25 protein-coding genes are annotated in these 24,530 nt (G+C 64.1%); 14 read left to right on the forward strand and 11 right to left on the reverse strand.

What is annotated here, in order from left to right; genetic code table 11:
- Positions 1-112: 112 nt before the first annotated feature.
- Together AC5Y5E_RS26040 and AC5Y5E_RS26045 are read right to left on the reverse strand one after the other, a co-directional pair.
- Complete coding sequence (locus tag AC5Y5E_RS26040) at positions 113-958, reverse strand: alpha/beta fold hydrolase (RefSeq protein ID WP_499906154.1); 846 nt, start codon at positions 956-958, stop codon at positions 113-115.
- A 101-nt stretch (positions 959-1,059) separates the two neighbouring features.
- On the reverse strand, positions 1,060-1,509 hold the full coding sequence (locus tag AC5Y5E_RS26045; protein ID WP_499906156.1) for a YybH family protein: 450 nt from the start codon (positions 1,507-1,509) through the stop codon (positions 1,060-1,062).
- A 92-nt stretch (positions 1,510-1,601) separates the two neighbouring features.
- Between AC5Y5E_RS26045 and AC5Y5E_RS26050 the strand changes: the two genes are divergently transcribed.
- Both AC5Y5E_RS26050 and AC5Y5E_RS26055 read left to right on the forward strand, forming a co-directional pair.
- Positions 1,602-1,991: a hypothetical protein gene (locus AC5Y5E_RS26050; RefSeq protein WP_499906157.1), complete on the forward strand. Its 390-nt coding sequence runs from the start codon at positions 1,602-1,604 to the stop codon at positions 1,989-1,991.
- A 126-nt stretch (positions 1,992-2,117) separates the two neighbouring features.
- Positions 2,118-2,348: a DUF167 domain-containing protein gene (locus tag AC5Y5E_RS26055; protein WP_499906159.1), complete on the forward strand. Its 231-nt coding sequence runs from the start codon at positions 2,118-2,120 to the stop codon at positions 2,346-2,348.
- A gap of 65 nt (positions 2,349-2,413) precedes the next feature.
- On the opposite strand, the gene AC5Y5E_RS26060 is transcribed toward AC5Y5E_RS26055, so the two are convergent.
- Together AC5Y5E_RS26060 and AC5Y5E_RS26065 are read right to left on the reverse strand one after the other, a co-directional pair.
- Complete coding sequence (locus AC5Y5E_RS26060; protein ID WP_499906161.1) at positions 2,414-2,617, reverse strand: cold-shock protein; 204 nt, start codon at positions 2,615-2,617, stop codon at positions 2,414-2,416.
- A gap of 111 nt (positions 2,618-2,728) precedes the next feature.
- Positions 2,729-3,286 carry an FKBP-type peptidyl-prolyl cis-trans isomerase gene (locus AC5Y5E_RS26065; protein WP_499906162.1) on the reverse strand — a complete coding sequence of 186 codons (558 nt, stop codon included), beginning with the start codon at positions 3,284-3,286 and terminating at the stop codon, positions 2,729-2,731.
- Between the two features lie 54 nt (positions 3,287-3,340).
- On the opposite strand from AC5Y5E_RS26065, the gene AC5Y5E_RS26070 reads away from it, so the two are divergent.
- Positions 3,341-3,526 (forward strand): hypothetical protein, encoded by a 186-nt coding sequence (locus tag AC5Y5E_RS26070; RefSeq protein ID WP_499906164.1) that lies wholly within the window; start codon positions 3,341-3,343, stop codon positions 3,524-3,526.
- On the opposite strand, the gene AC5Y5E_RS26075 is transcribed toward AC5Y5E_RS26070, so the two are convergent.
- Positions 3,510-4,709 (reverse strand): serine hydrolase domain-containing protein, encoded by a 1,200-nt coding sequence (locus AC5Y5E_RS26075; RefSeq protein WP_499906165.1) that lies wholly within the window; start codon positions 4,707-4,709, stop codon positions 3,510-3,512. The genes AC5Y5E_RS26070 and AC5Y5E_RS26075 overlap by 17 nt on opposite strands.
- Complete coding sequence (locus AC5Y5E_RS26080; protein WP_499906167.1) at positions 4,706-6,172, reverse strand: biotin carboxylase; 1,467 nt, start codon at positions 6,170-6,172, stop codon at positions 4,706-4,708. The genes AC5Y5E_RS26075 and AC5Y5E_RS26080 overlap by 4 nt, the downstream gene beginning before the upstream one ends.
- Positions 6,173-6,448: 276 nt before the next feature.
- On the opposite strand from AC5Y5E_RS26080, the gene AC5Y5E_RS26085 reads away from it, so the two are divergent.
- From AC5Y5E_RS26085 to AC5Y5E_RS26110, 6 genes are all read left to right on the forward strand, one after another.
- Positions 6,449-8,062 carry an MFS transporter gene (locus tag AC5Y5E_RS26085; RefSeq protein WP_499906168.1) on the forward strand — a complete coding sequence of 538 codons (1,614 nt, stop codon included), beginning with the start codon at positions 6,449-6,451 and terminating at the stop codon, positions 8,060-8,062.
- Positions 8,063-8,181: 119 nt separating this feature from the next.
- Positions 8,182-8,610 (forward strand): cellulose-binding domain-containing protein, encoded by a 429-nt coding sequence (locus AC5Y5E_RS26090; protein ID WP_499906170.1) that lies wholly within the window; start codon positions 8,182-8,184, stop codon positions 8,608-8,610.
- 154 nt (positions 8,611-8,764) lie between these two features.
- On the forward strand, positions 8,765-10,015 hold the full coding sequence (locus AC5Y5E_RS26095; RefSeq protein WP_499906409.1) for a sensor domain-containing phosphodiesterase: 1,251 nt from the start codon (positions 8,765-8,767) through the stop codon (positions 10,013-10,015).
- Positions 9,978-11,261 carry a GGDEF domain-containing protein gene (locus AC5Y5E_RS26100; RefSeq protein ID WP_499906172.1) on the forward strand — a complete coding sequence of 428 codons (1,284 nt, stop codon included), beginning with the start codon at positions 9,978-9,980 and terminating at the stop codon, positions 11,259-11,261. The genes AC5Y5E_RS26095 and AC5Y5E_RS26100 overlap by 38 nt, the downstream gene beginning before the upstream one ends.
- Before the next feature lie 69 nt (positions 11,262-11,330).
- Positions 11,331-11,753 (forward strand): nuclear transport factor 2 family protein, encoded by a 423-nt coding sequence (locus AC5Y5E_RS26105; RefSeq protein ID WP_499906174.1) that lies wholly within the window; start codon positions 11,331-11,333, stop codon positions 11,751-11,753.
- A gap of 214 nt (positions 11,754-11,967) precedes the next feature.
- The gene (locus AC5Y5E_RS26110) at positions 11,968-12,978 is read left to right on the forward strand and encodes a zinc-binding dehydrogenase (RefSeq protein WP_499906175.1); all 1,011 of its coding nucleotides are present in this window, start codon (positions 11,968-11,970) and stop codon (positions 12,976-12,978) included.
- A gap of 11 nt (positions 12,979-12,989) precedes the next feature.
- Here the strand turns inward: AC5Y5E_RS26110 and AC5Y5E_RS26115 are convergent, their stop codons facing one another.
- A complete protein-coding gene (locus AC5Y5E_RS26115) occupies positions 12,990-13,556 on the reverse strand; it encodes a dihydrofolate reductase family protein (protein ID WP_499906177.1) in 567 nt (188 codons plus the stop codon).
- Between the two features lie 35 nt (positions 13,557-13,591).
- Positions 13,592-14,410 (reverse strand): alpha/beta fold hydrolase, encoded by an 819-nt coding sequence (locus tag AC5Y5E_RS26120; protein WP_499906178.1) that lies wholly within the window; start codon positions 14,408-14,410, stop codon positions 13,592-13,594.
- A gap of 385 nt (positions 14,411-14,795) precedes the next feature.
- Between AC5Y5E_RS26120 and AC5Y5E_RS26125 the strand changes: the two genes are divergently transcribed.
- The 3 genes from AC5Y5E_RS26125 (at position 14,796) to AC5Y5E_RS26135 (ending at position 17,764) form a co-directional block, all read left to right on the forward strand.
- The gene (locus AC5Y5E_RS26125) at positions 14,796-17,069 is read left to right on the forward strand and encodes a putative bifunctional diguanylate cyclase/phosphodiesterase (protein WP_499906179.1); all 2,274 of its coding nucleotides are present in this window, start codon (positions 14,796-14,798) and stop codon (positions 17,067-17,069) included.
- A gap of 290 nt (positions 17,070-17,359) precedes the next feature.
- The gene (locus AC5Y5E_RS26130) at positions 17,360-17,605 is read left to right on the forward strand and encodes a hypothetical protein (protein WP_499906181.1); all 246 of its coding nucleotides are present in this window, start codon (positions 17,360-17,362) and stop codon (positions 17,603-17,605) included.
- Between the two features lie 18 nt (positions 17,606-17,623).
- Positions 17,624-17,764, forward strand: coding sequence for a hypothetical protein (locus AC5Y5E_RS26135; protein WP_499906411.1), 141 nt, complete (start codon positions 17,624-17,626; stop codon positions 17,762-17,764).
- A 313-nt stretch (positions 17,765-18,077) separates the two neighbouring features.
- Here the strand turns inward: AC5Y5E_RS26135 and AC5Y5E_RS26140 are convergent, their stop codons facing one another.
- Entirely contained in the window at positions 18,078-19,238 is a 1,161-nt protein-coding gene (locus AC5Y5E_RS26140) for a cytochrome P450 (protein ID WP_499906182.1), read from the reverse strand.
- A gap of 862 nt (positions 19,239-20,100) precedes the next feature.
- Between AC5Y5E_RS26140 and AC5Y5E_RS26145 the strand changes: the two genes are divergently transcribed.
- Positions 20,101-20,784, forward strand: a complete 684-nt coding sequence (locus AC5Y5E_RS26145) for a class I SAM-dependent methyltransferase (protein ID WP_499906184.1) — start codon at positions 20,101-20,103, stop codon at positions 20,782-20,784.
- Positions 20,785-20,976: 192 nt separating this feature from the next.
- Here AC5Y5E_RS26145 and AC5Y5E_RS26150 read toward each other — a convergent pair whose 3' ends face one another.
- Positions 20,977-21,570, reverse strand: a complete 594-nt coding sequence (locus AC5Y5E_RS26150) for a helix-turn-helix domain-containing protein (protein WP_499906186.1) — start codon at positions 21,568-21,570, stop codon at positions 20,977-20,979.
- Positions 21,571-21,650: 80 nt separating this feature from the next.
- On the opposite strand from AC5Y5E_RS26150, the gene AC5Y5E_RS26155 reads away from it, so the two are divergent.
- Positions 21,651-22,670, forward strand: a complete 1,020-nt coding sequence (locus tag AC5Y5E_RS26155; protein ID WP_499906188.1) for an NAD(P)/FAD-dependent oxidoreductase — start codon at positions 21,651-21,653, stop codon at positions 22,668-22,670.
- 257 nt (positions 22,671-22,927) lie between these two features.
- On the opposite strand, the gene AC5Y5E_RS26160 is transcribed toward AC5Y5E_RS26155, so the two are convergent.
- Complete coding sequence (locus AC5Y5E_RS26160) at positions 22,928-24,484, reverse strand: GMC family oxidoreductase (RefSeq protein ID WP_499906189.1); 1,557 nt, start codon at positions 24,482-24,484, stop codon at positions 22,928-22,930.
- Between the last annotated feature and the right edge of the window lie 46 nt (positions 24,485-24,530).

Here is a 24,530-nt window from a genome sequence, read left to right on the forward strand (position 1 = left end):
AGACCGATACGCCGGCACGCGCGCCGACTATCCCTTAGACAGGCTAAGACAGCGAGCGGAATTTAGCCCGTCTTATCGAAAAACATCATCGGGCCGATGGGGGATCGGGGCGCTAAGCCTTCACTGCCGCGATTGCCACTATCGCGTCGATCACCGCGCCCGGCTGATCGAGGGAGACAAAGGTTTTCGCGTCGGGTACCTCGATGAGTTTCGCGTTGCTGAACAACGCCGCGAGGCGCCGGCCCAGGCCCGGGGTGAAGCAGCGGTCCCGTTGGCCCCACACCAGCTTGACGGGCTTGGTGAACCGGGGCAGGCGGGTGGCCACCTCGGTGAGATCGAATCGGGCCACGCTACGCGCCAGCGCCGCGAGGTCGCGGCAGATACGCGAGTCCTTGAGGCAGGGTTGCAGCCAGGCGGCGGTGAGGTCCGGGTCGGGCTTGTTGATCAGCAGGCCGAAGCCGAGCGGCGACTGGCGTAACGCCCGCAGTTTCATCTGTGCGAATAGCGCCTTGATCGAGGCGGGGCCGCGAAGCAATCCGAATGCGAGGTCAAATGGGAAGGGCGGGCACTTCTCGAAGGCGTCGCAGTTGGTGAGCACCAGACGGCCGATTCGCTCCGGATGGGCGTCGACGACCAGTTGGCATATCCCGCCTCCGGTATCGCTACCGACCAGCGTCACGTCGGAAAGATCGAGGGCGACGAGCGCGTCGTTGACCAGCTCGGCGACGCCGGGCAGCGATAACGCGGTGGCGTCGTTGACCGGGATGCGGTGCGAGCCCAGGGGCCACGTGGGCACGATGCAACGGAACCCCCGACGCGCCAGGCCGTCGGCGACCTCGCGCCACAGCCGCCCGTCGACCAGGATGCCGTGAACGAACAGGACCGGCGCGTGCGGTGAGTCCTGCGGTCCGAATTCCTGGTATTCGATGGTGGCCTGCCGAAGTGCGAGTTGTGGCATGTCGTCGTTCCTCCTTGCGCGTTTCGTTCCGACCTTTGTCTGTCATCGCACTTCATGGGCGCTGCCAGGTCGACGCAACGGACTGCCAACTACTGCCAATCTCACGGCCGCAGGTGCAGCAGCCCGGCGCCGGTCGGCACATCCAGGGGCACCGACACGTGGTCGTGCGCGATGAACCACTGGCCGTCGAGCTTGCGGAAGCACGTCGTCGCTCTGACCCAGAAGCCGGGGGTCGTCGTTCCGCTCTTCAAGGTGCCGCTGAGCCGATTCAGGCTGTGTGCGAATGCGACGTCGTCGCCCACGGTGACCGTGAGGGTGCGAATCTCGTAGCCGAGTGGGTGCTCGTATGCCGCGAAGACACGCTCCCAATTTCGTCGTTTAGCTGGCGCCCCCACGTGTTGCAGGGGCGGTTCGAGGTCGAAGGACACCACGTCCGGCAAGTAGATCGACATCACGGCTTCGAGATCCGCGGCGCGGATCGCGCCGGCCAGCTGGTCGGTTCGCCGGCGAATGTCGGCTTCGTCATCCAAGTGTTGAGTAGCAACCGTCACAGCATTCACGCTAGCCGCGCCCGACGGACCTTGACCTCTATGCGCGGGCTCGGTTCGATGATGTGTATCGCCGAAAGGGGGAGGGCCCGCAAATGAAGATGTTGGTTCGCGACGCGCTGGTGGTCGTGACGGGGGCGTTGGGGTCGATGGCCGCCGTGACGATCATGACGCCTGCGGTGAGTTCGGCCCAATGCGCCGACGGCGAGTGGTGGGACGCGAAGGCCAACATGTGTCGACCCGCCGGGGCGCCGTTACCGCTTGGGTGCGACCCCGGACAGTGGTGGGACCCGACGGCCAACGTGTGCCGCCCGCTCGGTGTCGGCCCGCAACCCTTGGCATGCGATCCGGGCCAGTGGTGGGACCCGACGGCTAACGTGTGCAGGCCGCTCGGTGTCGGCCCGCAGCCACTGGCATGCGACAACGGCTGGTGGTGGGATCCGACCTCCAACGCGTGTCGCCCGCCGCTGGTGCCGCCCGGGTAATCGGCGGCGGCATGGGATGGCAGGCACGAGCTGCATCGGGCCGCCGAACGTGAAGCCACGGCGTAATTTTCGTTTTCTCGCCGTAGCTTCACGCTCGGCGCACGTCGGCCGGCTTCCGGCACGAGCATGAACGACTTCGTCGTCGTGAAGGTCAAGCCGGGCAGCCGAAAGGGACCGCTAGTCGAAGTCGGCCCTGATGGCGAGCTGACGATCTACGTCCGGGAGCGGGCGATGGAGGGCAAAGCAAACGAGGCGGTCGCCCGACTACTGGCCGAGCATCTTCAATTGCCAAGAAGCCGAGTCGAGTTGGTGTCCGGAATGACGTCACGGATCAAGCGTTTCCGGGTGACCAGTTGAGTGGATGAAACAAAGTGGGCTGGTGCGAATTACCGCACCAGCCCACTGTCAGGTATGTGAGTTCCCTAGACCGCTGTGACTCCTACTGCCTGGGGTCCTTTGGCGCCTTGCCCAACCTCGAACTGAACCCGCTGGTTCTCCTCGAGTGAGCGGTAGCCGCTGCCCTGGATCTCGGAGTAGTGGACGAAGAGATCCTTGTCGCCCTCGTCAGGGGTGATGAAGCCGAAGCCCTTGTCACCGTTGAACCATTTCACAGTTCCCTGTGCCATTTACTTACTTCTCTCATTTCAAATTGGATGTACCAAAAACATCCAAGCGGCCAGGGTAGCACGCGCTGGCCCGCATGTTGAAAACGATTCAGGCGCTGCAAAAATCAGCGCTCAGCCCGCGGCGCTGAGGATCTTGATCGCGAAGACGAGTGAGTCGCCCGGGCGGATGCCGGCGCTGGGCTGACCGTTCGGGTAGCCATCCGCGGAGGTCATCGCGACCGCAACGGTGGACCCGACTTTCTGTCCGGCAATAGCCTTTTGGAAGCCCGGCACGACTCCGGTCAGGGGGAAGTCAACCGCCGCGCCGCGTTCGTAGCTGCTGTCGAACACCGAGCCGTCACGTCCGTTGACGCCCATGTAGCAGACGGAGACCTTCGCCGTGCCCGGGACCACGGGCCCGTCGCCGGCGTGCAACGTCTGCACCTGGGTCTGCGTCACACTGAACGGCGCCGTCACGCTGATCCGCGGCGCGGTCGTATCGGTGGATCCGGTGACCGCAACGCTGCCGGTGGTCCCGGTCAGCGTCCATTCGGGTGTCCCGCCACTCTGCGGTGCGGCGGTCGGGCACGAGCCGGCCGCGGTTGCCGTGCCCGAGGTTGCCAGCGGTAGAACGAACGCCGCGACGCACGCCGCGAGCGTGATGGAGGAGTAGGACTTCACGGCCGTCACGCTACAGTCACGCGTGGCGTTCGTTGCCAGCCCACCCTGGTTTCGTTACGAACAGTGAACACCATCGTCTACTATCTTCAGAACGAAGGCGCCATGTACACCGCACCATCGCCTTTTGACGACCCAACCGCGCCGATCGACGTCGAAGCCCTGCGGGCATGGTGGGCGCGCCAACGTCACGACAAGCGCGTCGTCGCGCGGCGCAAACCAGAACGGATCGCGTTCACTCGTCAGCGATAGCCGCCTGGTGGGGGACGCCAGCCAGTTCGTCTGCCACGGCATCGAATGCCCGCAGCGTGTCCAGCATGTGTGGCTCGTGCGAGTGCTGCTGGGTGGATAGCTTGGCGGCGACCACCTCGGCGGCGCGGTTGACGTAGATCATCTGACCGCACATGCCCAGGCACAGCGCGACGTTGCTGCCGGGGTAGGGGAGCCACACCTGGTTCCGGTACATCCCGCCGGGCAAATCGGTGTCGTGATCGGGGCTGGCGGCGAATGCCTGACGCGAATCGGGCCCGCCGTCGAGGGTATCGGCGATCCACGATGCCGGCACCACTTGCTGGCCGGTCAACGAGACACCGTCCCGCAGAAGCAGCGACCCGAACCGGATCATGTCGGTAAGACAGGCGCTGATGCCACCGTCGAACAGTCCGGTGCCCGCCGCGTCCACGCCGATGGTGGCGTCGCGTTGGGCGCCGATGCGGCTCCACAACAATTCCGACATCAGCTCTGGCATCCGCTGGCCGCCGGCGACTTCGCAGATCCAGCCGAGCACGTCGGTTTCGCACGAGCGGTATTCGAAGGGGCCGCCGTGAGCCGACTTCCGCCGCAACGTCAGCAGGAACTCCTGCAGCGTGGACGGGGCGTCCGGACGACTTCTGGGCGCCCAACCCATCGCCTGGTCGAGCAGGTGTATCTCGGCGGCGGGGTCATCGTAGTTTTCGGAGAAGGCGATACCCGATCGCATGTCCAACAGATGGCGAACCGTCGCGCCGGCATATCCGCAATTAGCCAGCGCGGGAACGAAAGTGGTGACCGGCGCGTCAAGCTCGATCGCGCCGGCCGCGTGCAGCGCACCGACGACGGCGGCCACCAGCGACTTGCTAACCGAGAACAGTAGGTGTCGGGTGTCGGCGGCCATGCCGTCGAGGTATTCCTCGGCCACGAGCGACCCGCGGCACGCGACCGCCCACCCGTCGGTCGCGGTGGCGGCCATCACCGCGTCGACTGTGGTGGCGGCTCCGTTGGCACTGGTTACCGGGACGTCGCGCAGGGGAGCGGGGGACGGGGGGAGCTCCGCGGCCGGCCCCGTCCCGCGTGGGATCAGCGCGGTCGGGACGAAGTCTTCGACGTGCTGGAACGACCAACGCGAAAAGGGCGCCGAGAGCCAGTTGTCCAGTGAAATACCGGCCGGCGCGCTCACGCGCGCGCGACGAGTCGCGAGACGATCGGAGCGGCCGGCGTCAGGGGCGTCGAGACGAACTTCGACTTCATGCCTTTGACCCAGCGTTGGCAGCGCTCGCTGAGCTGATAGTCGTCCGTCTGCAGGTGTGAGCGGGTGACCAAAACGCCGAGTTGGGCGCCCTCGGAACGTAAGTCACCGGGAGCGGCGACCCGCATGTAAAAGGCCTCGGACCCGTCGAGCAGCGTGGCCCAGTCGTTGGCGGTCCGCGAAAAGGAGACCCGACCGTCGTCGTCGATGCGCCAGACCCCGGTGCGCGGCGTCGCGGTGAAGATCTCGATTTCGGGCGAGGTCTCGGTGAGGATCACCTGGCCCCAGACCTCGTCCTCGCCATAGCCGCGCTCCCAGCGCGAGTTGATCTCGTCGATGTCGAGCTCGTAATCCACGCCCATGTACTCGAGCAGGTGAAAAAGAAACAGCGGCATGTCGGCGTAAGCCTCGGTGGTCAAGTTCGTCATCGGGCTCGCGCCGCTGAGGCGCGGATTCACCTCGCCGAGGTAGAGCTCGTCCGAGTCGAGGTCATGCAGAAGGTCCACCTCGAAATAGCCGAGGTAACCCTCGCGGCGCATGACGTCGCCCAGCTTTGTCACCATTTCCCGTGCGGCGTGTGTCTGTGCGGGCGGCAGCACCTCGTGCCAGATGTCATTGCCGCACCAGCTGCCCCGGCTCGGCGTCAGCTCGGAATAACCGACGAGACTGGTCATCGCGGGCCCTACCACGGTGCCGTGGCGGGTCACGGCGCCCTCGAGGCACACCTCGACGTTGCGGATCCGCTTCATGACCTTGAGGTCCTGCCCGGCCAGGTCACCGGCATGCTCGTCCCAGTCGCGCTGACCGTGCACAAAGAACGTCCCGCTGCCGGCGTTGCCATACGCGATCGAGATGACAAGGTCGTCTCCCAACCCGGCGCCCTCCGCGAGCGCCAGCAATTCGTCATAGGAGCCGGCCCGGCCGATCGTGTTGGGCACGCTCGGCACCCCCGCCTCGTCGGCCAGGCGCGTCATGACGATCTTGGAGCCCAGGCGATTGCGCAATTCGATCGGCGGATGCATGACCTCGAGGCCCGCCGAGCGCGCGAGCGCCTGGATTTCCTCGTTCATCATCACAAAGCAGCACTTGCCGCCGGGGCCTTTGCCCGCGATGAACTCGAGCGTCTCGGGATCGGACAAGAGGTGGCTGCACACCTCGTCCATGGAGTCAAAATCACGGCGGTCGCGTCGTCGCGGCACGAAGACGCGTGAGTGCGTGCCCTCGAACGAGTCAAAGTAGGTCAGGTAGAAGAAGTTTCGTATCCAGCGGTCAACGCCCAGCAGGTTGAACGGCGTCGGTGAGATGAAGAACAGCGGCGTCTTGTTGGTGTGGAAGAACGCACGTATATCCGAGAGGCCGTGCAACTTGCGGGGCGGCGTCGGCTCGGCGTGCACGTCACGCCCCCCGCACTGTCGCGATTGCCCGCATCCAGTGCACGGACGGCGGGTACAAATGCGCTGTGGGCGGCACGACGCAGGCGAAATCACGCATCTCCATTGCACAAGTGTGCGCCCCGGGCGATGGCCGTGGAAAGTGGGGATGCGTAAACCCTTGGGGGAGATATCGGCCGGCGACACCGGCTGTAGACTTCAGGCGCCGCCATGACGCGTGAAAGGCGTTGACTGTATGTCAGACCACCTCGTTTCAGGTCGCCGGCAAATCGTTCGACGGTGATTCGAGAGCAAGAGCGGACCGACGGCGGGCACCCGTCTACCTGGGCACCGTTGCGCAATCGCGTGTTTCGCGCTTTGTTCATTGCGCAGTTCGTCTCCAACATCGGCACATGGATGCAGATTGTGGCGGCCCAGTGGTTCTTGGTGGAATCGCACAGCAGCGACGTCGTCGTCGCTCTGGTTCAAACGGCGAGTCTTGGGCCGACCCTATTGCTGGGGTTGTTCGCCGGAGCGCTCGCCGACCTCTTCGACCAGCGCCGTCTCCTCATGGTGCTGCAGTCCTATGCCGTCCTGGTGGCGCTGGCGTTGGCGGTGGTGACCTACCTCGGACGGCTGAGCCCGGCATGGTTGTTGGCGTTCACCGTGGCCATCGGTTGCGCCTCCGCACTGACCGCTCCGGCGTGGCAGGCGATCCAACCCGAGGTCGTCGCGCGTGAGCAGATATCGGCCTCCGCGACGCTAGGCAGCCTTTCCGTCAACATCGCCCGGGCGGTCGGGCCTGCGATCGGCGGCGTCGTTGTTGCGCTGGTGGGACCCGCCGCGGTGTTCGCGTTGAATGCCGTCTCGTTCGCAGGCATCATCGTCGCCCTGATGACCTGGCATCGGACCAGGCAGCTGGCACCCCTCGAGCGCGAACGACTCAGTCAGGCCGTCGTCAGCGGACTGCGATACGTCCGCCACGGGCCGATGTTTCGCAGGATCCTGCTTCGCGCAGCGCTTTTCCTCTTTCCCGCGTCGGCCCTGACCGCGCTCCTGCCGGTGGTCGCCGCGCAACGGTGGGAATCGGGACCCAGCGGTTACGGTGTCGCATTGGGGGCCATCGGGGTTGGCGCGGTCCTCGCCGTCGCGATAGCCGCCCCGCTGCACCGTAGGTTTTCGGATAACGTTCTGTTGGCGGCGTGTGCCGCCGTCTACGGTCTCGCTCCGTTGGCCGCGGTGTGGCTCCCGTTCGCCGCCGCGATGCCGTTTCTGGTGCTGTCGGGGACGGCGTGGCTGATCACACTCACCACGCTGAACGCCGCGGCACAGCTGTCATTGCCGCGATGGGTTCGAGCCCGTGCGCTGTCGATCTATCTCCTGGTCCTCACGGGGTCTCAAGCGATCGGTTCGTATGCCTGGGGGTTGGTCGCCACAAGCGAGGGGCTCGACGTCGCGATGATCGCCTCTGCCATCTTGTTGGGCGTGGTCGCCCTCAGCGTCGGGCCACTTCCGCTGCGCCCGGCGACCGGGAAGGTGAACGTCTTCGACGTTTCCTCGACCTTGCCGGTACCGACAATGGTGTCCGAACCGTCTGACGACGATGGGCCGGTGCTGGTAAGCGTTAGTTATCGAGTACCGGCTGAAAATCTCAAGGACTTCGTGACTGCGATGGGCGCGGTGAGGCGGTCACGCTTGCGCACGGGTGGCCACAGTTGGCAGCTGTATCAACGTGTGGGAGAACCGGACACGTTCATCGAACGGTTCACCGTGGCGTCGTGGACCGAATTCGCTCGTCAGCGCACGGAGCGCTGGTTGGCCTACGACTCACAGGGCACCGCGGAGGCGATCGGCTATACCGTCGACAAGAAGCGGCGTCCCGAGTACTACCTCGCGGTGCGCGTGCCTCGATGACTCCGCGGGTCGTCGGTGGTGCGGCTAACGTTTCACGACGGTTTCAGTTGAGCAAAGGTATTGCAGCGTAGCCGCGGTGCGCGAGCCCAGGTCGCCCGATTGGCTCTAGGTTGGCTGCTATGGCGGGACTGGACAGTTGCGTGAAGCGCTGGCGCGCAGCGCTTCACGTAAGCCTGTCTGCACTGCTGGTTGCGATCCTCGGACTCGGCGTCGCTCCCGTGGCGCAAGCGGCCGCGGCCGCGGCGACGTTGTCGGTGGAACATACGTGGCAGACCGGTTTCATCGCAAACTTCACCGTCACCAACGCGAGCCTGACGCCGTTGAGCGATTGGAGGCTTGAATTCGACATGCCGGCGGGACAATCCGTGTTGCATGCGTGGAACAGCACAGTTACCCAATCTGGCACCCACTTTGTCGTCACACCCGCGAATTGGAATCGCGTCATTGCTCCCGGCGGTTCAGCGACAGGTGGTTTCAGGGGAGTGCTGATCGGTTCCTACTCGCCGCCGTCGAATTGTGTGCTCAACCGGCAATACCCCTGCACCTAGAGTCGGCGGGCTTACTGGCAACCCGCCCGGGTGGGCCCCACTTTGAATCTCGCCCGCGCTGGGTCAGCGGTCGTTATCGTAAACCTCGCAAACCTCACACGCCGCTGGGATCGGGGTGAATGTGGAGAGCCTGGTTCAGACACTGGCCGCGTCAATGGATCCGGTGTCTTTGATGGAGCGTGTTGCCGAGCAGGCGTGTGCGTTTATGCAGAAAGCCGACGGAGCGGCCGTCACGCTGCTGCGCGCCTCCGATAACGCCTACGTGACCGTTTCCGGACACGGCGTGCTAGCCACTACGCCGGGTTTCGTAGTGCCCAAACGGAGCAGTATCCAGGGCGCCGCGGCGCGCGAAAACCACCCCAAGCTGATAGACGATGCCCAGGTGGACCGACGACTGTCCGCACGCGTTCGCGCGATGAACAAGCAGTGGGGGACCCGGTCGTGGGCGGCGATACCCCTGATGTACAACGACCACGCCATCGGTTCACTACTACTGGCCGCGACGGCACCCGGTGCGTTCACCGACAAAGATGTCGACGCGATGCTCGCCATCAGTGAGTTCGTTTCCGCCGTAATCGGCGCCCAGTCACAACTGTCAACCCTGCTGACCCACGTGATGACCGACAGCGAGGACCGCGGGCAACGCGCGCTCACGGCGCGATTCATCGCCTCGGTGATGGTGCCCGAGGCAGTCGAGACCGAGGGGTTGCGAGATCGACTCGACGCACTGTTGTCGCAGCCGAACGCTCTCAGCGCGGTGTTTCAACCCATCGTTCATCTGGCCAGCGGCACGACGATCGCCTACGAAGGGTTGATCCGCTTTCCCGCGTCGCCGGAGTTGACCCCGACGCAATGGTTCAACGTAGCCCGGCGCATGGGCCGAGGCATCGAATTGGAACGTGCCGCGTTGTGCACCGTCCTCAGCGCTGCTCGCGGCATCCCCAGCGATTGTCCGGTCGCGACCAACCTGAGCCCGAGCGCCGCGCTCGAGCCGGCGATTCAGGACATTCTGACGGCCCAGGACCGGACGTTGATCGTGGAGATCACCGAGCACGAACCGTTCCCCGATGACCTCGGCCCGGGCCTGCGGCATCTGCGCGACAGCGGGATACGCGTGGCGGTCGACGATGCCGGTGCCGGATATGCCAGCTTCACCCAACTGCTGCGGATACATCCAGACATCATCAAGATCGACGGCGAGTTGATCGTCGGCATCGAAGACGATCCCGCAAAACGTGCGTTGGCGATCGCACTGAACTCGCTGGCCTCCGAGCTGCACGCGAAATTGGTGGCCGAAGCTGTCGAGACACCCAGCCAGCTGCAGACGCTGATTCGTCTCGGCATCGAATACGGCCAAGGCATTTACCTTGGGGCACCTCAACCGGGCGCTCATACTCCGGTATAGCTGGCGGGCATCACCTGTAATATCGGTCGCTGATCTTCGCGCAGTAATGCGTTTGATTCGCGGCAATATTCTCAGGGCGGTCGAGGAGGCGTCTCCAGAGATGGCTTCGCTGGCCGAGTCCAGAAGTTTCGCGGTGTTTCGCGGTCTTGCCGGTGAATGGTGGAACTCGCCGGTCGACTACGCCGCACAGGTGCAGTACTTCGCCAAGCGGTCGATGGCAGAAGCCATCCGAGTCATGATCGGGGTGGGTAACGGGCTGACCGTCGTGACTGCCCTGGCGATTCTTCTGCCCTGGGCCGGCCCGGATCGCCTCGTATCTCGGGGTGTCGTGGCATCTTTCGCGGTCCTGGTGATGTTTTGGGTGATCCGGTGGTGTTTTCGACCATGGCCGTCACTTCCGATGTCGCGCGCGTTCGTCATCACCTGCGACATCGGGATCGCCACGCTGGCGTTGTACGAACCAACGTGGCTCGCGGGCCTGTACGGGTTCAACGCGTTTACACAACTCTCCGTCTATCTGCTGTTCTTCGACGGACCGAGATTCCTTGCACTGCATACCCTCTGGATCTTCGTGTCGACGGCCGTGTTTGCCGTGCGGGCGGCTGCGGAGGCACACTTTGACGCCGTCGTCTTCGCCGTTAGCATCCTGGCCGTGACGACTCCGGTCCTAGCCGCGCCCGTGGGGATCCAGTTCGGGATCCGGACGCTGCGCAACGACGCGAACGAGTCGGGCACCGATCCGCTGACCGGTCTGCTCAACCGGCGAGGCTTGCACCTTTACTTCGCCGACTTGTTGAGCGATCGTCACCCCTCGGGCGGGCAGTTGGCCGTGATGGTCGCCGACCTCGACCACTTCAAAGAAATCAATGACACCTTCGGCCATCCGATCGGCGATGACGTCTTGATCCGCACCGCTCGGCGGATCGAATCCGCCGTGCGGGGTAGGGCATTAGTGGCCCGAATCGGGGGAGAAGAATTCGTCGTCATCGATGTCACCGAGCCTGGCCAGACGCAACGAACCGCCGAACGAGTCAGGTCCGCGATCGCCGCAGCGGCCGATCACGCTCCAATCACCGCCAGCATCGGCGTCACCCATGTCGAGCTCGGCGTCTTCACCGCACCAGAGGCCGACCCGAGGGCCCTCCTCGACGCCAGCATTAGTCGAGCCGACCAAGCGATGCTCGATGCGAAACGCAAGGGCGGCAACGTCACAGTCCACACAACGCCCGTCGATCAAGACAATTGAGTCCGGCTTGGCAGCAGATGGCAGCGCAGCGGGTCGAGGTGGCAGTCCGTCGCGGGCATCGTGGGCCGCATGAACACGCGGTCCGAAGCAGAGCAGTTCGTCGCGCGGTTTGCCGACTTTTGGCGCAATCCATCATCACAGCGGTTGGGGGAATTGCTGCATCCAGATGTGGTGCTTGTGCAACCGCTCGCACCGCGCACGGTCGGCCTCGAGGCCGCACAAGCACAGTTCCACCGATTCTGCCGCAGCCTTCCCGGCCTGACTGCCGACGTGGACCACTGGAGCGGCGACAAGGACATCGTCTTCATCGAATTTCGACTCCGCGCCAGGCTCGGATGCGACGTACTCGAGTGGCCTAACGTCAACCGGCTTCGGCTGCGTGACGGCAAGGGGATTGAGCGCATCACCTACTTCGACGTTCTGGCCGTTCTACCAACGCTGCTGCGCCACCCGTTAGTGGCGTGGCGCTGGCACCGCTCCAAAGTGCGTTAGCGGTGCCTCACTTAACCTTGCGATAGATTGGCCCGCTACACGGTTCGCGAACGAAGAACGGCTTCCGGTGGCGCGCGGCATGAATGGCGCGTGCAGCGTCGCCCCTCTACGTTTACAGACACATACAGTTGCGCAAATCGGGGGAGGAACCATGAAAATGCGGGCGGCGCGCATGCACGGATACCACGAGCCATTTCGACTAGAGGAAGTCCCGGTGCCGGACCCCGCACCGGACGAGGTCCTCGTCAAGGTGGCGGCGTGCGGAATGTGCCGGAGCGACTATCAGCTCATCGACGGATACTTCGCCGCCGCCGCACCGATGGAGTTCCCCGCTATTCCGGGGCACGAGGTCGCCGGCCACGTGGCCGGACTGGGTTCCGCCGTACCCGCCGCGGCCGGTCTGTCCGACGGCGACCTGGTCGTGGTCAATCCCGGGTGGGGCGACGGTACGTGCCGGCAGTGTCACGAAGGCAACGAGCAGTTATGCAGCGGCACCGGCGGATGGATCGGGTTCGGGCCGCCGGGCGGCTTCGCCGAGTACGTCGCCGTGCCACACCGCCATCTCATTGCGGTGACGGCGGCTGACGGTCAGAAGCCGGAGATGTTCGCGCCACTGACCGACGCTGGTCTCACGCCGTACCGGGGTATGAAGAAGCTGCGGGATGCCGGCAAGCTCGGACCCGGCAGGACGGTGGTGGTCGCCGGCATCGGCGGGCTCGGCGGCTACGGGGTGCAGTACGCGAAGCTGCTCGGCGGCGGGGCGACGGTGGTCGCCTTCTCACGCACCGACGACAAGCTCGCGGTCGCCAAGGCCAACGGCGCAGACCACACCGTCAACACCCGTGGCAAGAGCGCCGAAGAGGTCAAGGCCGAGCTGACGAACCTCACCGGACGAGGCACCGTGGACGCGATCCTCGACTGCGCGGGCGCCGCGGAGTCGATCGGCTTGGACTTTTCGATCCTCGAGCCAGAGGGCGCGGTCGCTTCGGTGGGCCTGATGGGCACCAAGGTTGAGGTTCCACTGAACGTCATCGTCGGCACTGAATTGTCCTATTTCGGCTCGTTCTGGGGCAACTACAACGATCTGACCGAAGTCCTTGCGCTCGCCGCCGCCGGACAGATCACGCACACCATCACCACCGTGTCGCTCGACGACATCAACGACAAGCTCGAGGCGCTCGCCAGCGGAGACGTGGTTGGTCGCCAGGTAGTCGTCTTCGACTGAGAACGGCGTATTTACAGGTAACTCGCCTCGTAGCGCAGCAGGACCGTGCCGCCCGGGAAGGTGCGGTTCTCCAACAGTCGCAGCGAGATCCACGACGGGAGCGTCGGGAAGAACGGGGTGCCGCCGCCAACGGCGGTGGGCGCAACCACGATCCGATATTCGTCCACCAGACCGGCCTGAACGATCGGTGCAGCCAGCGTCGCGCCCGCCACCTCGAGCCTGCCGTCGGTTTCGGCCTTCAGTTTCGTCACCACCTCGACCGGATCGCCGCGTTCCAGGCGTGAGTTCCAGTCGACGGACTCCAGCGTGCCCGAGAACACCACCTTGGGCATGTCACGCCAGATCTGGGCGAAGTCAACGACCAAAGGGGAGGCGTCCGGGGCCTTGTCGGCGGTCGGCCAATATGCGGACATCAGTTCGTAGATCCGTCGGCCGTAGAACGCCAAGGCGGTCTCCCGCTCGAAGTCGTTCCAGTACTGGTGCAGTTCTTCGCTCGGATCGGTCCAGTCGATGTTGCCCCGGGCGTCGGCGATGTAGCCGTCCACCGACATGTTGAAGCCATAGATGAGTCTGCCCATGAACATCAAGACTGCACCGGTGCGCAAAACTCATCTCAGGAAGCGATGAACGCCAGCAGATCCGGGTTGAGGACGTCCGCGTGCGTGGTCGGCATGCCGTGCGGGTAGCCGGCATAGGTCTTCAACGCACCGTTCTGGAGTAGGTCGACCGCTCGGGGCACCGCGCTGGCGAACGGCACAATCTGATCGTCCTCGCCGTGCATCACCAGGACGGGCACGGTGATCGCCTTCAGCTCGTCGGAGTAGTCCTCGAGCCAGGACGCCACCGTCTCGTAGTGAGCCTGGGCGCTGCCGGACATGCCCTGTCGCCACCAGTTCGCGATGACCGCCTCGGACGGCTCCACCCCTGATCGGTTGAATCCGTAGAACGGACCTTCCGGCACCGCGCGAAAGAACTCCGATCGATTTCCCAAGACACCGGCCCGCACCGCGTCGAACCACTCCTGGGGTTGACCGCCCGGATTGTTCTCGGTCTGGAGCATGCTCGGTGTCGGGGAAGACACCAGCACCGCCTTGGCGACCCGCTCCTGGTGGCGCGCCACATAGCAAGCCACCTCGGCGCCGCCCGTCGAGTGCCCGATATGGACGGCCTCACGCAGGTCGAGCTGGTCGGTCAAGGCGGCCAGGTCGGCCACCCAGTGCTCGACGTCATTGCCGGTCCCGACCTGGTCGGACCGACCATGCCCGCGTCGGTCGTGAGCAATCACCCGATAGCCCTGATGCAGGAAGAACATCATTTGCGCGTCCCAGTCGTCGGCCGTCAGCGGCCAGCCGTGACTGAAAACGATCGGCTGGCCCGAGCCCCAGTCCTTATAGAAGATTTCGACACCGTCCGTTGTGGTGATGGTAGGCATAGTCGTCCCCTCGCAGTCGCCCCTCGCGGGCGCTTCCCGCGATCCAGAGTTAGTCAACCGCAAGTCACGAGTTTTTTCCTGCGAGCTCCATAGCAAGTTGACAGATACGGGCTGTCGCGTGTCTCAACTCTCGTGCTGCGCAGAAGGTGAAGGTGGCCAGCATCAGCGCCAGCACGGAAATGCATTGCTAGGCAACGTAATGGTAAATGCGGCGTACATTACCGGTAACCACCATATCCATTTCGCCGTATGGCTCCTGCGATTTTTTGCCGTTAGGCCATCTCTCGGTTAAATGTCGAGGTTGGCTCGGTAAGCGATAATGGTCCAGCGGACAACCTGTTCTGCAAGGATTGAACGTCAACGCCGCGGGTCGGAGGGGAAAGCGTTGTCGTTTCAGAGTCGTCGCTTGCAATTGGGACTATCTGCCGTCGCCGTCGCTGCGGCAGTCTCGAATGCGCTCGCCCCGTGGGGAGTGGCGATCGCGCAACGCGTGCAGTTCGTCCTCGAAGCGACGCTGTGTATGGGCGCATTACTCGTTGGGCTTGCCGTCGTGGTGCGGGTGACAGGCCCCTCACGGCGGTGGCGAATAGTCCTTCTGACGGCGATAGCCACGTTTCTGACCGCCGAATCTCTCTCGCAACTCGGCGGTGCCGCCCACCCCGGCGGAACCGCACCGCAGCCTGCCGTGGTCGCCTACTTTGTCGCCGGACTCTTGTTCGTCGTCGCGACGCTCCTGCTGGTGCGCGCCGACCATGATCACGACGTCCGCACCCCGGCGCGCAATTGGCCGGGGGTCGTCACAACGGTTCTCGACGGACTAGTCAGCGCATTAGCGTTCTGCCACCTGGTGTACGTCGCCCGATTGGGCGCCATGGACGGCGCCGCGCTGCCCCGGTCGACCAACACGGCGGTCGTTTGGGGAATCACCGCTGTGGAGCTCATCGCAGTGGTGGGCGCGGTCCTCATTGCGATGTGGTACCCGCCGTACCGGCCGGGAAGGGCGAACTACATGCTCCTTGCGGCCGCGGTGATCAGCCTCGCCTCCTCCGACAGGCTGCTCGCCTACCTGCGGAGCGTCGGTGTGACGACGCTGGATCTGTGGGTCGGCGTCGGATTCATCCTCGCTCCGCTGTTGATTGCATGGAGCCTGCTCGTCCTGCCTCCGCGGCCCCGCCCGCACGACGACGAACAGCCAACCAACTGGGCACGGCTGACCCTGCCCTATGCGGGGTTCATGGGCAGCACGGCCCTACTCACGTTTCAAGAGCTGGTTGGACGAGGAATCGACCCGCTCTTCGCCAGCACCTACTTGGCGATGGCGTTGCTTGTCGCGACCCGCTACCTGGTGGCTATGCGGGTGCAGCGCATGCTGACCGCACAGCTTGTCGCCGCCAAGCGCCGGCTTGCCTATCAGGCCCACCACGATGCACTTACCGGCCTGCCGAATCGATTGCTGTTGGCCGAACGGCTGGACGAAGCCATCGGCGGCGGCCCGTTCATCTTGATCTTCGTCGACATCGATGACTTCAAAGAGGTCAATGACCGGTTCGGGCATGCGGCCGGCGACGAGTTGTTGTGCGCGATCAGTGCGCGTCTGCAAGATTGCCTCGGCCAGTCCGACATGCTGGCGCGGATCGGGGGAGACGAGTTCGCCATCCTCACTGCCGGTGCTGTCGACGAACCCGAGTTGGTCGCCGACCAGCTCCGACTGGCTCTGCGAAGTCCGTTCTCGGTACATGGGACATCGCTGCGGGTGCGTGCGAGCATGGGGCTGGTAAGCCCCCGCTACGACGAGCACCCTAAGACTTCGGACGATCTGCTCCGGCAGGCCGACATCTCGATGTACACCGGAAAGCGGTTGGGCAAAGACACTGCTGTGGTGTACCGCCCGGCATTCAGCGGTTCGGAAAACTTTGCGACGGCGCTGCGACACGCGAATGGCGCTATCCCGCAGGGCTTTCAACTCAAGTATCAGCCCGTGGTGGCCCTGCCAGACGGCACGCCGGTCGCGGTCGAGGCACTTGCGCGGTGGACGACGCCCAGAGGGGTACAGATTCGTCCCCAGACCTTCGTCTCGCTTGCCGAAGCCAACGGCATGGGGGCACAACTCGACGCCCTGGTGCTCGATCGGGCCTGCGCGCAGATCCAAAGCGCGGGCCTCGATCTGGACCTTCACGTCAACATCGGCGCCGCGCGACTCGGCAGCGTTGATTTCGAACATGCCGTCAGCCGCACGCTCGCACGGCATGGGTTGCCGCCGCATCGTCTCGTCCTGGAGATCACCGAGACAGTCCCGATCGTCGATCTCGCCGAGGGAGCGGCCGCCATCAGACGATTGAACGAACTAGGCGTCGGGGTGGCGTTGGACGATTTCGGCGCGGGTTTCAACTCCCTGGCCTATCTGCACGAGCTACCGGTGCAAATCGTCAAGCTCGACCGTGGCCTGGCAGCGGGCGTCCAGCCGGGACGAAACCTCACGCTGTACCGGTCCGTCATCGGCTTATGCGAAGCGCTGGGTCTCAAGGTGATCGCAGAAGGGATCGAAACCGATGAGCAGGCGGAGACCGTCTTCACGGCGGGCTGCGGATTGGCACAGGGTCACTTGTTCGGGGCAGCCTCCGGGCTGACCGATATCATCTCTTCTTCCATGAGGAGGTGAGCGTCGCAGCGGCTCGATCCGCCGGAACTCGCGTGCTTCTTGCCGACAACACTCCGTATTCAATCCGCATGTGCCGCAACCGATCTATGCGTTGGCTCGCCGTGTCCACCCATGGGCAAGATCACGACGCGGCCTCCCACCGCTTTCAGCGCCTCCACAACTCTGTGCTGTGACCGTTAAGGATCGTTACCGCAATCGTGATTTGCGCACTCTTATCATTCGATTAACGAGAAGCGTGAAGCTCTCGACCCAAACACGCCAATCGGCGTCCGCGAGCCTGGGGGGCTGATATGACGATCGCAATCGCCGCGCACGAGCCGGTCGAGAGCGACGCGGCCGACGCGCGCCACGACCTCAGTTCGGCGGTCGCAAGACTCAACGCAATGGCATGGCTAGGGGACACCGTTCTCGCCGAATTGAAGCCGCGCAGGCGAGTCACGGAAGAAGAGATCGTGCGCGCGGCGATCACGGTGATCTTGGTAGCCCTCGTGGCGGTGATGGCCGTCGCCGCGGGCGCGATCTTATCAATGGGCTAGCAAGCGACAGAGGTTGAGATCGGCGGCGAGAACGCCCGGGTACTTGCCGAGCAGACCGCAGCGGTCAACCCAGGCCGACTCGGCAAGAGCGTCGGGTTCCTGAGCTTCGACGAAATGCGTCGCGTTGATGCGGCCCTACGCGTCGTCCTCGATCTATGAGCACTGCACCGTCACCATCCTGAGGTAACCGGACGGCTTACTCCGCTCATCGAGGGCCCGAAGACCGTCGACCTAGGGAGAAAACGGCGACCGGCTACTGGTAACCCTTCATATTCAATTCCTGCATATTCCTCGAAACGCTTCTCCGGCAGGGGGAGCGGCGCGGCGAAACGGAAGGCTTCATTACGGTCGGCTACCGCCGCGCTCACGGCCGCGGGCGCGGCGGCCGTAACTGGACTGTGTGTCGCGCGGTGCTGAGCTGAAACTGGCGACCAGCGCGGCATCCACGGCAATTGCCCGCCCGCGGTCTGACTTAATGCCAGCGCAGCGGCAAACTCGACAGCCGGACCGCATCTTCGAGGATAACCGGCGGCACGGACTCAGCGTCTAACCCGAACGCGGGGATAGTGCGTAACCATTCGCCGACCAACACAGTCAACGCTGTTTTCGCCAGACTGACGGCCACACAGCGGTGCGGGCCCCCGCCGAACGCCCAGTAGTCCGCCCGCGACCCGTTGCCGTCCGCCATGTCTTCTTGGATGGCCGCCCCTACGCACAGCCCGACCCGGGCCCCTGCCGGTATCTCGACACCCGCCACGGTGACGTTCTGAGCGGCCCTGCGGATAATCACCGGGGCCGGCGGCTCGCGGCGCAGCACGTCGTCGACGAATCCCTCAATCCCTGCGGGGTTTTCGCGGAGCGAAGCGCATAGCCGCGGGTCGCGGGCAAGGTCAAGAAATACGAAACCCACCGCGCTCCTAAACGGTGTAATGCCCGCAGCGATCAGCATCTCAACTACCGCGCACGCGTCAGCTTCGTCGAACGCATCGTCACCGGCAACCAGCCGGGAAATAACACCCGCAATATCAGGGCTGGCGCGGCGCTGCGCGAAAGCCCCCGCCAGATAGGCGATCATCTCAAATTTTTGCGCCAAATCCTCGAAACGGACACCGTTGACCGCGGGCAGAGGCGCCCGCTGGATCGCCCAAAGCGCTTTCTCCCAGCGCAGCAACCTATCCCCGTCTCGCGGCGGCAACCCCAACACTGTGAGAAGAACCTGAGCCGCGAATGGCTCCGCAACATCGGCGATCACCTCACAACTACCCCGCGGGGCGACCGCTTCGACCACCGCCGCGGCCTGATCTTGCAACGCGGGTTGCATCTGTTTCACCGCGCGGGCATTCAACAACGGCTGCAAGATCGCGCGCCAACGCGCATGGTCCGGCCGATCCAAAGCGTTAAGCGAAAACACTTCCGGGTTACGCAGCGCTGCGAGCACGTCATCGGCCCGTGTGAGGCAATAGCCACTCATAAACGCGCTGTCCTCGATAAACACGACCGGCCCGCGCTTGCGCAGCGCGTCCCAAAGCTCGCTGCGATCCTCTGTGAAGAAATCAGGCAGCAACTTGTCACCGCCCCTTCCGCGCCAGCGGATATTCGCCGCACGGCGGCCCTGATTTATGCCACCCAACATACCGGACGCCTCAATAACATCTTGATCCGCGCCAACGGGAGGGGCGGTGGCCGACGGGAGGTCAGGCAACTATTCATCTGATGCAATATGCTGTGGTTTACTTGACATAATGTCGCTTATCGGTAAATAAGCCACCAGGGAACTTCGAGACGGCGCGCCTGTACTCACGATTAAGCCTTGAGCGTCCCGCACCCGACGCTGCTCGCCATCGCCGGGACGCCGCATCGTGCACGCAGGTTCTCGGCACGTCGGCCAGGGCCGATGGCTCAATCCGACGGAACTGAGCCAACCTCCAGCGCTCCGCCGAGGCCGGGATCGGTCACCCGGAAATCCCTCCGTCCCCTTCTCGCCATAATCGCAGGAATACGTCACTGTGACGAAATGATCTGTGGCGCAGCGTTATTAACATACCGCGCTTACACGCGGCCGAACGTCGCCGAGGACCTTCGTTGGTACGAAGCCGCTGACGAACCCGACCATTCGGCGCCCACACTCAACGCCCTCGCATCGACAACATTCGCCGTCCTGCTAGCGGAGACCGCACACCTCCGTCGTCGGCACGCCGGAGCCCGCTCCCCATTATCAAGATTTCCTGCTCACACCATCCCCGCGGCAACGAAGCGCACGCCCGCTCAGCGACGGACAATACGTCACTGTGACGAATTATGCTGTCGCACAGGCTCTTTGGTGTGGATTAGCATCTGACGAAATTCCGCGGGTTGGAAACTAATAAGAACCTTCGAGCGGCCGTGTGGGCACCTCGATAGATCCGGATTAGCCTGCAATCCAAGAGATCTGTGAGACCGCACCGATGTACATGAATGGTTTGAACCCTGCGTGCTATGCGTGCGTATATCAGTGTATGGCTATTGAACTGATCGATTGGGATGGCGCCTACCGCGAAGAAGGCATCTTCGTGGGACCACCCCCATGGAACATCGGCGAGCCTCAACCTGCTTTCATGCGGCTGATCAACGAAGGACGCATCCACGGCGACGTCCTGGACGCCGGCTGCGGGCACGCGGAGTTGTCGTTGATGCTGGCCGCCGAGGGTCACACCGTGGTCGGGGTGGACCTGAGCCGGGCTGCGATTGACACGGCCACGGGAACGGCGAAATCCCGCGGCATCGTCAATGCGACGTTTCTGTGCGCCGACATCACGTCCCTGACCGGATTCGACGACCGCTTCTCAACGCTGATGGATAGCACACTGTTTCATTCGTTGCCGGTCGAAAGCCGTGACGCTTATCTCCGTGCGATGTACCGCGCCGCCGGTCCCGGAGCGTCCTTCTTTGTCCTTGTCTTCGCCCACGGTGCTTTCCCTGAAGATTTCACGGTGCCGATCAACGCCGTCACCGAGGATGAGTTGCGCGCCGCCGTGTCGAAGTATTGGGCCGTCGATGAGATAGAGCCCGCCTCCATCCACGCGCTGGCCGGACAGGTGCATGGTGATGGTGAGGTGGTGCCGATGCCGCGACTGGCCACCGACGAAAAGGGTAGGTTGATCTTTCCCGCATACCTGCTGTCGGCGCACAAATCAGCTTGATCGCCCCACAGAACCTGCAACTCGTTATCTCCGCGCTGCCACACCCGCAGTGCCCCAACGCCGTAACGTTTCGCAGCCTGGACAACTTTTCAGTTACCGGTCGCGTCCGTAAGGCGGTGTAAAAGCCGGGTTTGGTTCGTCGCTCCGCTGTCAGCATACCGGCGGTGGAACTTGGCGGCAGGATTCATTAGGTCATTGCTGACGGTGTCTCGATGTGGGCTGGGCGCGAAGGTGGGCGCGTTCGCCCTGGTTGCCGAAGAGGCTGAGGAACTCAACTGCTGCGGTGTCAGCAGATCCGAACCAATGGGGTATTCGGGTGTCGAACTCGGCTGCTTCGCCGGGAAGGAGCACGATGTCGTGGTCTGCAAGTACGAGCCGTAGTTTTCCGTCGAGGACGTAGATCCAGTCGTAGCCCTCGTGGGTCTGTGGGTCGGGGTCTTTCCGTGGGCCGGCCGGGATCACGATCTTGTAGGCGTGGATGCCGCCGGGGCGACGTGTCAGCGGTAGGTAGGTCATGCCGTGGCGGGTGACCGGCTGTAGGTGGATGCGGGGGTCGCCGGTGGGGGGCGCGGCGACGAGCTCGTCGAGTGTGACGCCGTACGCCCTGGCCAGAAGGAGTAGCAGTTCGAGTGTCGGGCGGCGGGCACCGGACTCCAGTCGCGACAGGGTGCTCACCGAGATGCCGGTCGCCTCCGACAGCTCGGCCAGCGTGGATCTGTGCTGTTGGCGCAGCTCGCGTAGGCGGGGTCCGGCGGCGGCCAGGGCACGGTCCACAGGCTCGTCCATGACCGTGAGTTTGCCATACCGGCAACAATCTTTGCAGAGCGAGCCGCTGTGCCAGCATGCTGGTCGCGGAGGTGGTCAGGATGGCCGAGAAACTGCAGAACGACTACGAGATCGTGGTCATCGGAGGTGGCGCTGCCGGGCTGAACGGGGCGCTGGTGTTGGCCCGTGCGAGGCGGTCGGTGGTGGTGATTGACGCGGGCGCACCACGAAATGCGCCCGCCGCGGGCGCGCACGGGATGCTCGGTCTGGACGGGATCGCGCCGAAAGAGCTGCTGGAGCGTGGCCGGGCGGAGGTGCATCGCTACGGCGGGCGCGTGGTGCCCGGGGAGGTTGTCCGCGCCGGTCATGACGGGGCCGGTTTCACGGTGACGCTCGGCGATGGCCGGACCGTCGGCGCCCGGCGGTTGCTGGTGACCACTGGACTGGTCGACGAACTGCCGCACCTACCGGGACTGCGGGAACGGTGGGGCAAGGACGTATTGCACTGCCCGTACTGCCACGGTTGGGAGGTCCGTGATCAGGCCATCGGCATTCTTGCCAGCGGCCCGATGGCGGTACACCAGGCGCTGCTGTTCCGGCAGTGGAGCGACGACGTCACGTTCTTCGCCCACACCACCACGGCGCCGGAGGGCGAGCAGGCCGAGCAGCTAGCTGCTCGCGGCATCGAGGTCGTGCCCGGCAAGGTGGCATCCCTGGATATCGCGGATAACCGGCTTGTCGGGGTGCGGCTCGGTGACGGCACCGCAGTCCATCGCGACGTGCTGGTCGTCGCGCCCCGGGTGAGGGCTCGCGCAGGGTTCCTAGAGCCGCTCGGGCTGCAGGCGGTGGAGCACTCGGCCGGTTTCGGCCAGTACATCCCCTGTGACGTGACCGGCCGCACCGACGTCCCTGGGGTATGGGTCGCAGGCAATGTCACCGACCTCATGGCACAGGTCGGTGCCGCCGCGGCCGCGGGCGCCGGCGCGGCGGCGCAGATCAACGCCGACCTCGTCACCGAAGACACCGACCAGGCCGTGCAGGCTCGCCGCGACCCGTTCTCCGCAGAATCAGAAGCCCAGCTGTGCGAGCAAGTTATGGGCGACCGACGCCACGGCCTGTGAACCACATCAAGCTCGGAGGACGCACGGACGCATCAATGCACAGCTCGCGGACGATGGAAGTCGCGAACGCGCCGACGATGGCCCGCTGATGCTGCGTGGCACCGGCTTCATCATCCGGCGCTGCGGTCGAATCGCCGCCCGGCACAGCGCAAAGCAAGGCCATGGCAATACCCGGCCCTGCCAGCGCGGCTTTGCAAGCACTCGACGCCCGCATGCCGCCTCCTCTCAGTGCGTCGTTTGCCGGTTGAAAGGAGCCTTCAGAATTGGTGCTGGGTCCGGATGAACTGCGCTGCCCGTTCGCCGATGACCACGCACGGAGCCATGGTGTTGGCGGAAGTGATCCGCGGCATGATGGACGCGTCGGCTATACGAAGGTTGTCGATGCCGTAGACCTTCAGATGGCCGTCGACGACGGACATTTCGTCGCGGCCCATCTTGGCTGTCCCTGACTCATGCCAATAGGTTGTCACGGCGTCGCGAAGATAGGTCTCCAGTGCGGCACCCGACAAGTCACCGGGCATGACTTCGCGCGCGACAAAGGGACGAAGCCCGGTGGAGTTGCCGATTTCACGAAGAGTTTCCACGCAAGCGATCGCCGTTTTGAGATCGTCAGGGTGCGACAGTGCGTTGGCTTCGATCCGGATAGGGTCGGTGGCACCTGGGCCCGATAACCGCAACCGACCACGGCTCTTCGGGTGTGTCGGCGCACCGAACAAAATCCAACTGTTCTGCGGGAGACCGTATTTCGCGACATTCTCAGGACTGGCTTTCGGGAACGGGCCCAAGCAAGCGAACAAGTCTGGCCCCGCAATGTCTGCTGTCAATCCGGAGTCCCAGAACAGGGTGGCTCCGACCTGAGTACTGCCGCCGACGCCTTCGGGAAACTCCCATACGCAGTCGAAGCCGAAGTGGTCTTGGAAATTCTGGCCCACGCCGGGCAAGTGTTGCCGGACCGGGACGCCCACGCGACGCAGTTCGTCCTGATCACCTATGCCGGACTGCATCAGCACCTTGGGGGTGTGAATGGCGCCAAGTGACAGCACAATTTCTGTATCGGCGTGCACATGGTGGGTGGCCCCAGCATGCTGGACTTCAACACCGGTGGCCCGGTTACCGTCGAAGATCACTCGCGTCACCAGTGCGTCTGGCAATACGGTCAGGTTGGGCTTGTCTAAGCAGGGACCGACATAGGTGCGAAATACAGATATGCGCTTTCCGTTGCGCCAACGCAAGTCAGTGATCGCCGCACCACGATAATCTTCCATCAGGTGGCCGTTCGGACTTTGATACGTCGGAATCCCGAGTGCTTTAGCCGCTTCCAACGTCGCCGGGGCCAACGGATGGGCATCGGGGGCCGGTTGCACGAATAGGAGTCCGTCCCGGCCTCGGTGCGAAGACTCTCCGGTCCCGCGCCAATCCTCGATGCTGCGGTACAGATCAAGGACCCGCTGGTATCCCCACGCCGGTTCCCCCGATTCGGACGCAAAGTAGTCCCAGTCACTACGGTGTCCACGCGCCCAAATCATCAGGTTGGTGCTTGACCCGCCACCAAGCACCTTGCCCATCGAAAACGCCAGGGAACGCCCGTGGATCCGTGCATCAGGCTCGGCCGCGAACGCCCAGTCGCGCTCACTTCCCAGATTGAGCGGCCACTGGTTGGCCTCCGTCACGCTGTCAATATCATCGGTACCGCCGGCCTCCAGAAGCAACACCTTCACCTCTGGGTTCTCGGCAAGCCGACGCGCGACCACCGACCCCGACGTCCCGGCACCACAAACGACGATGTCATACCGCGGCTCCAACGCGCCTTTCACGACTGCCCCCTCACGCTGGGTATAGTGATGTATATTCAGCTTATAC

It is taken from the genome of Mycobacterium sp. NGS54 (assembly GCF_059812465.1).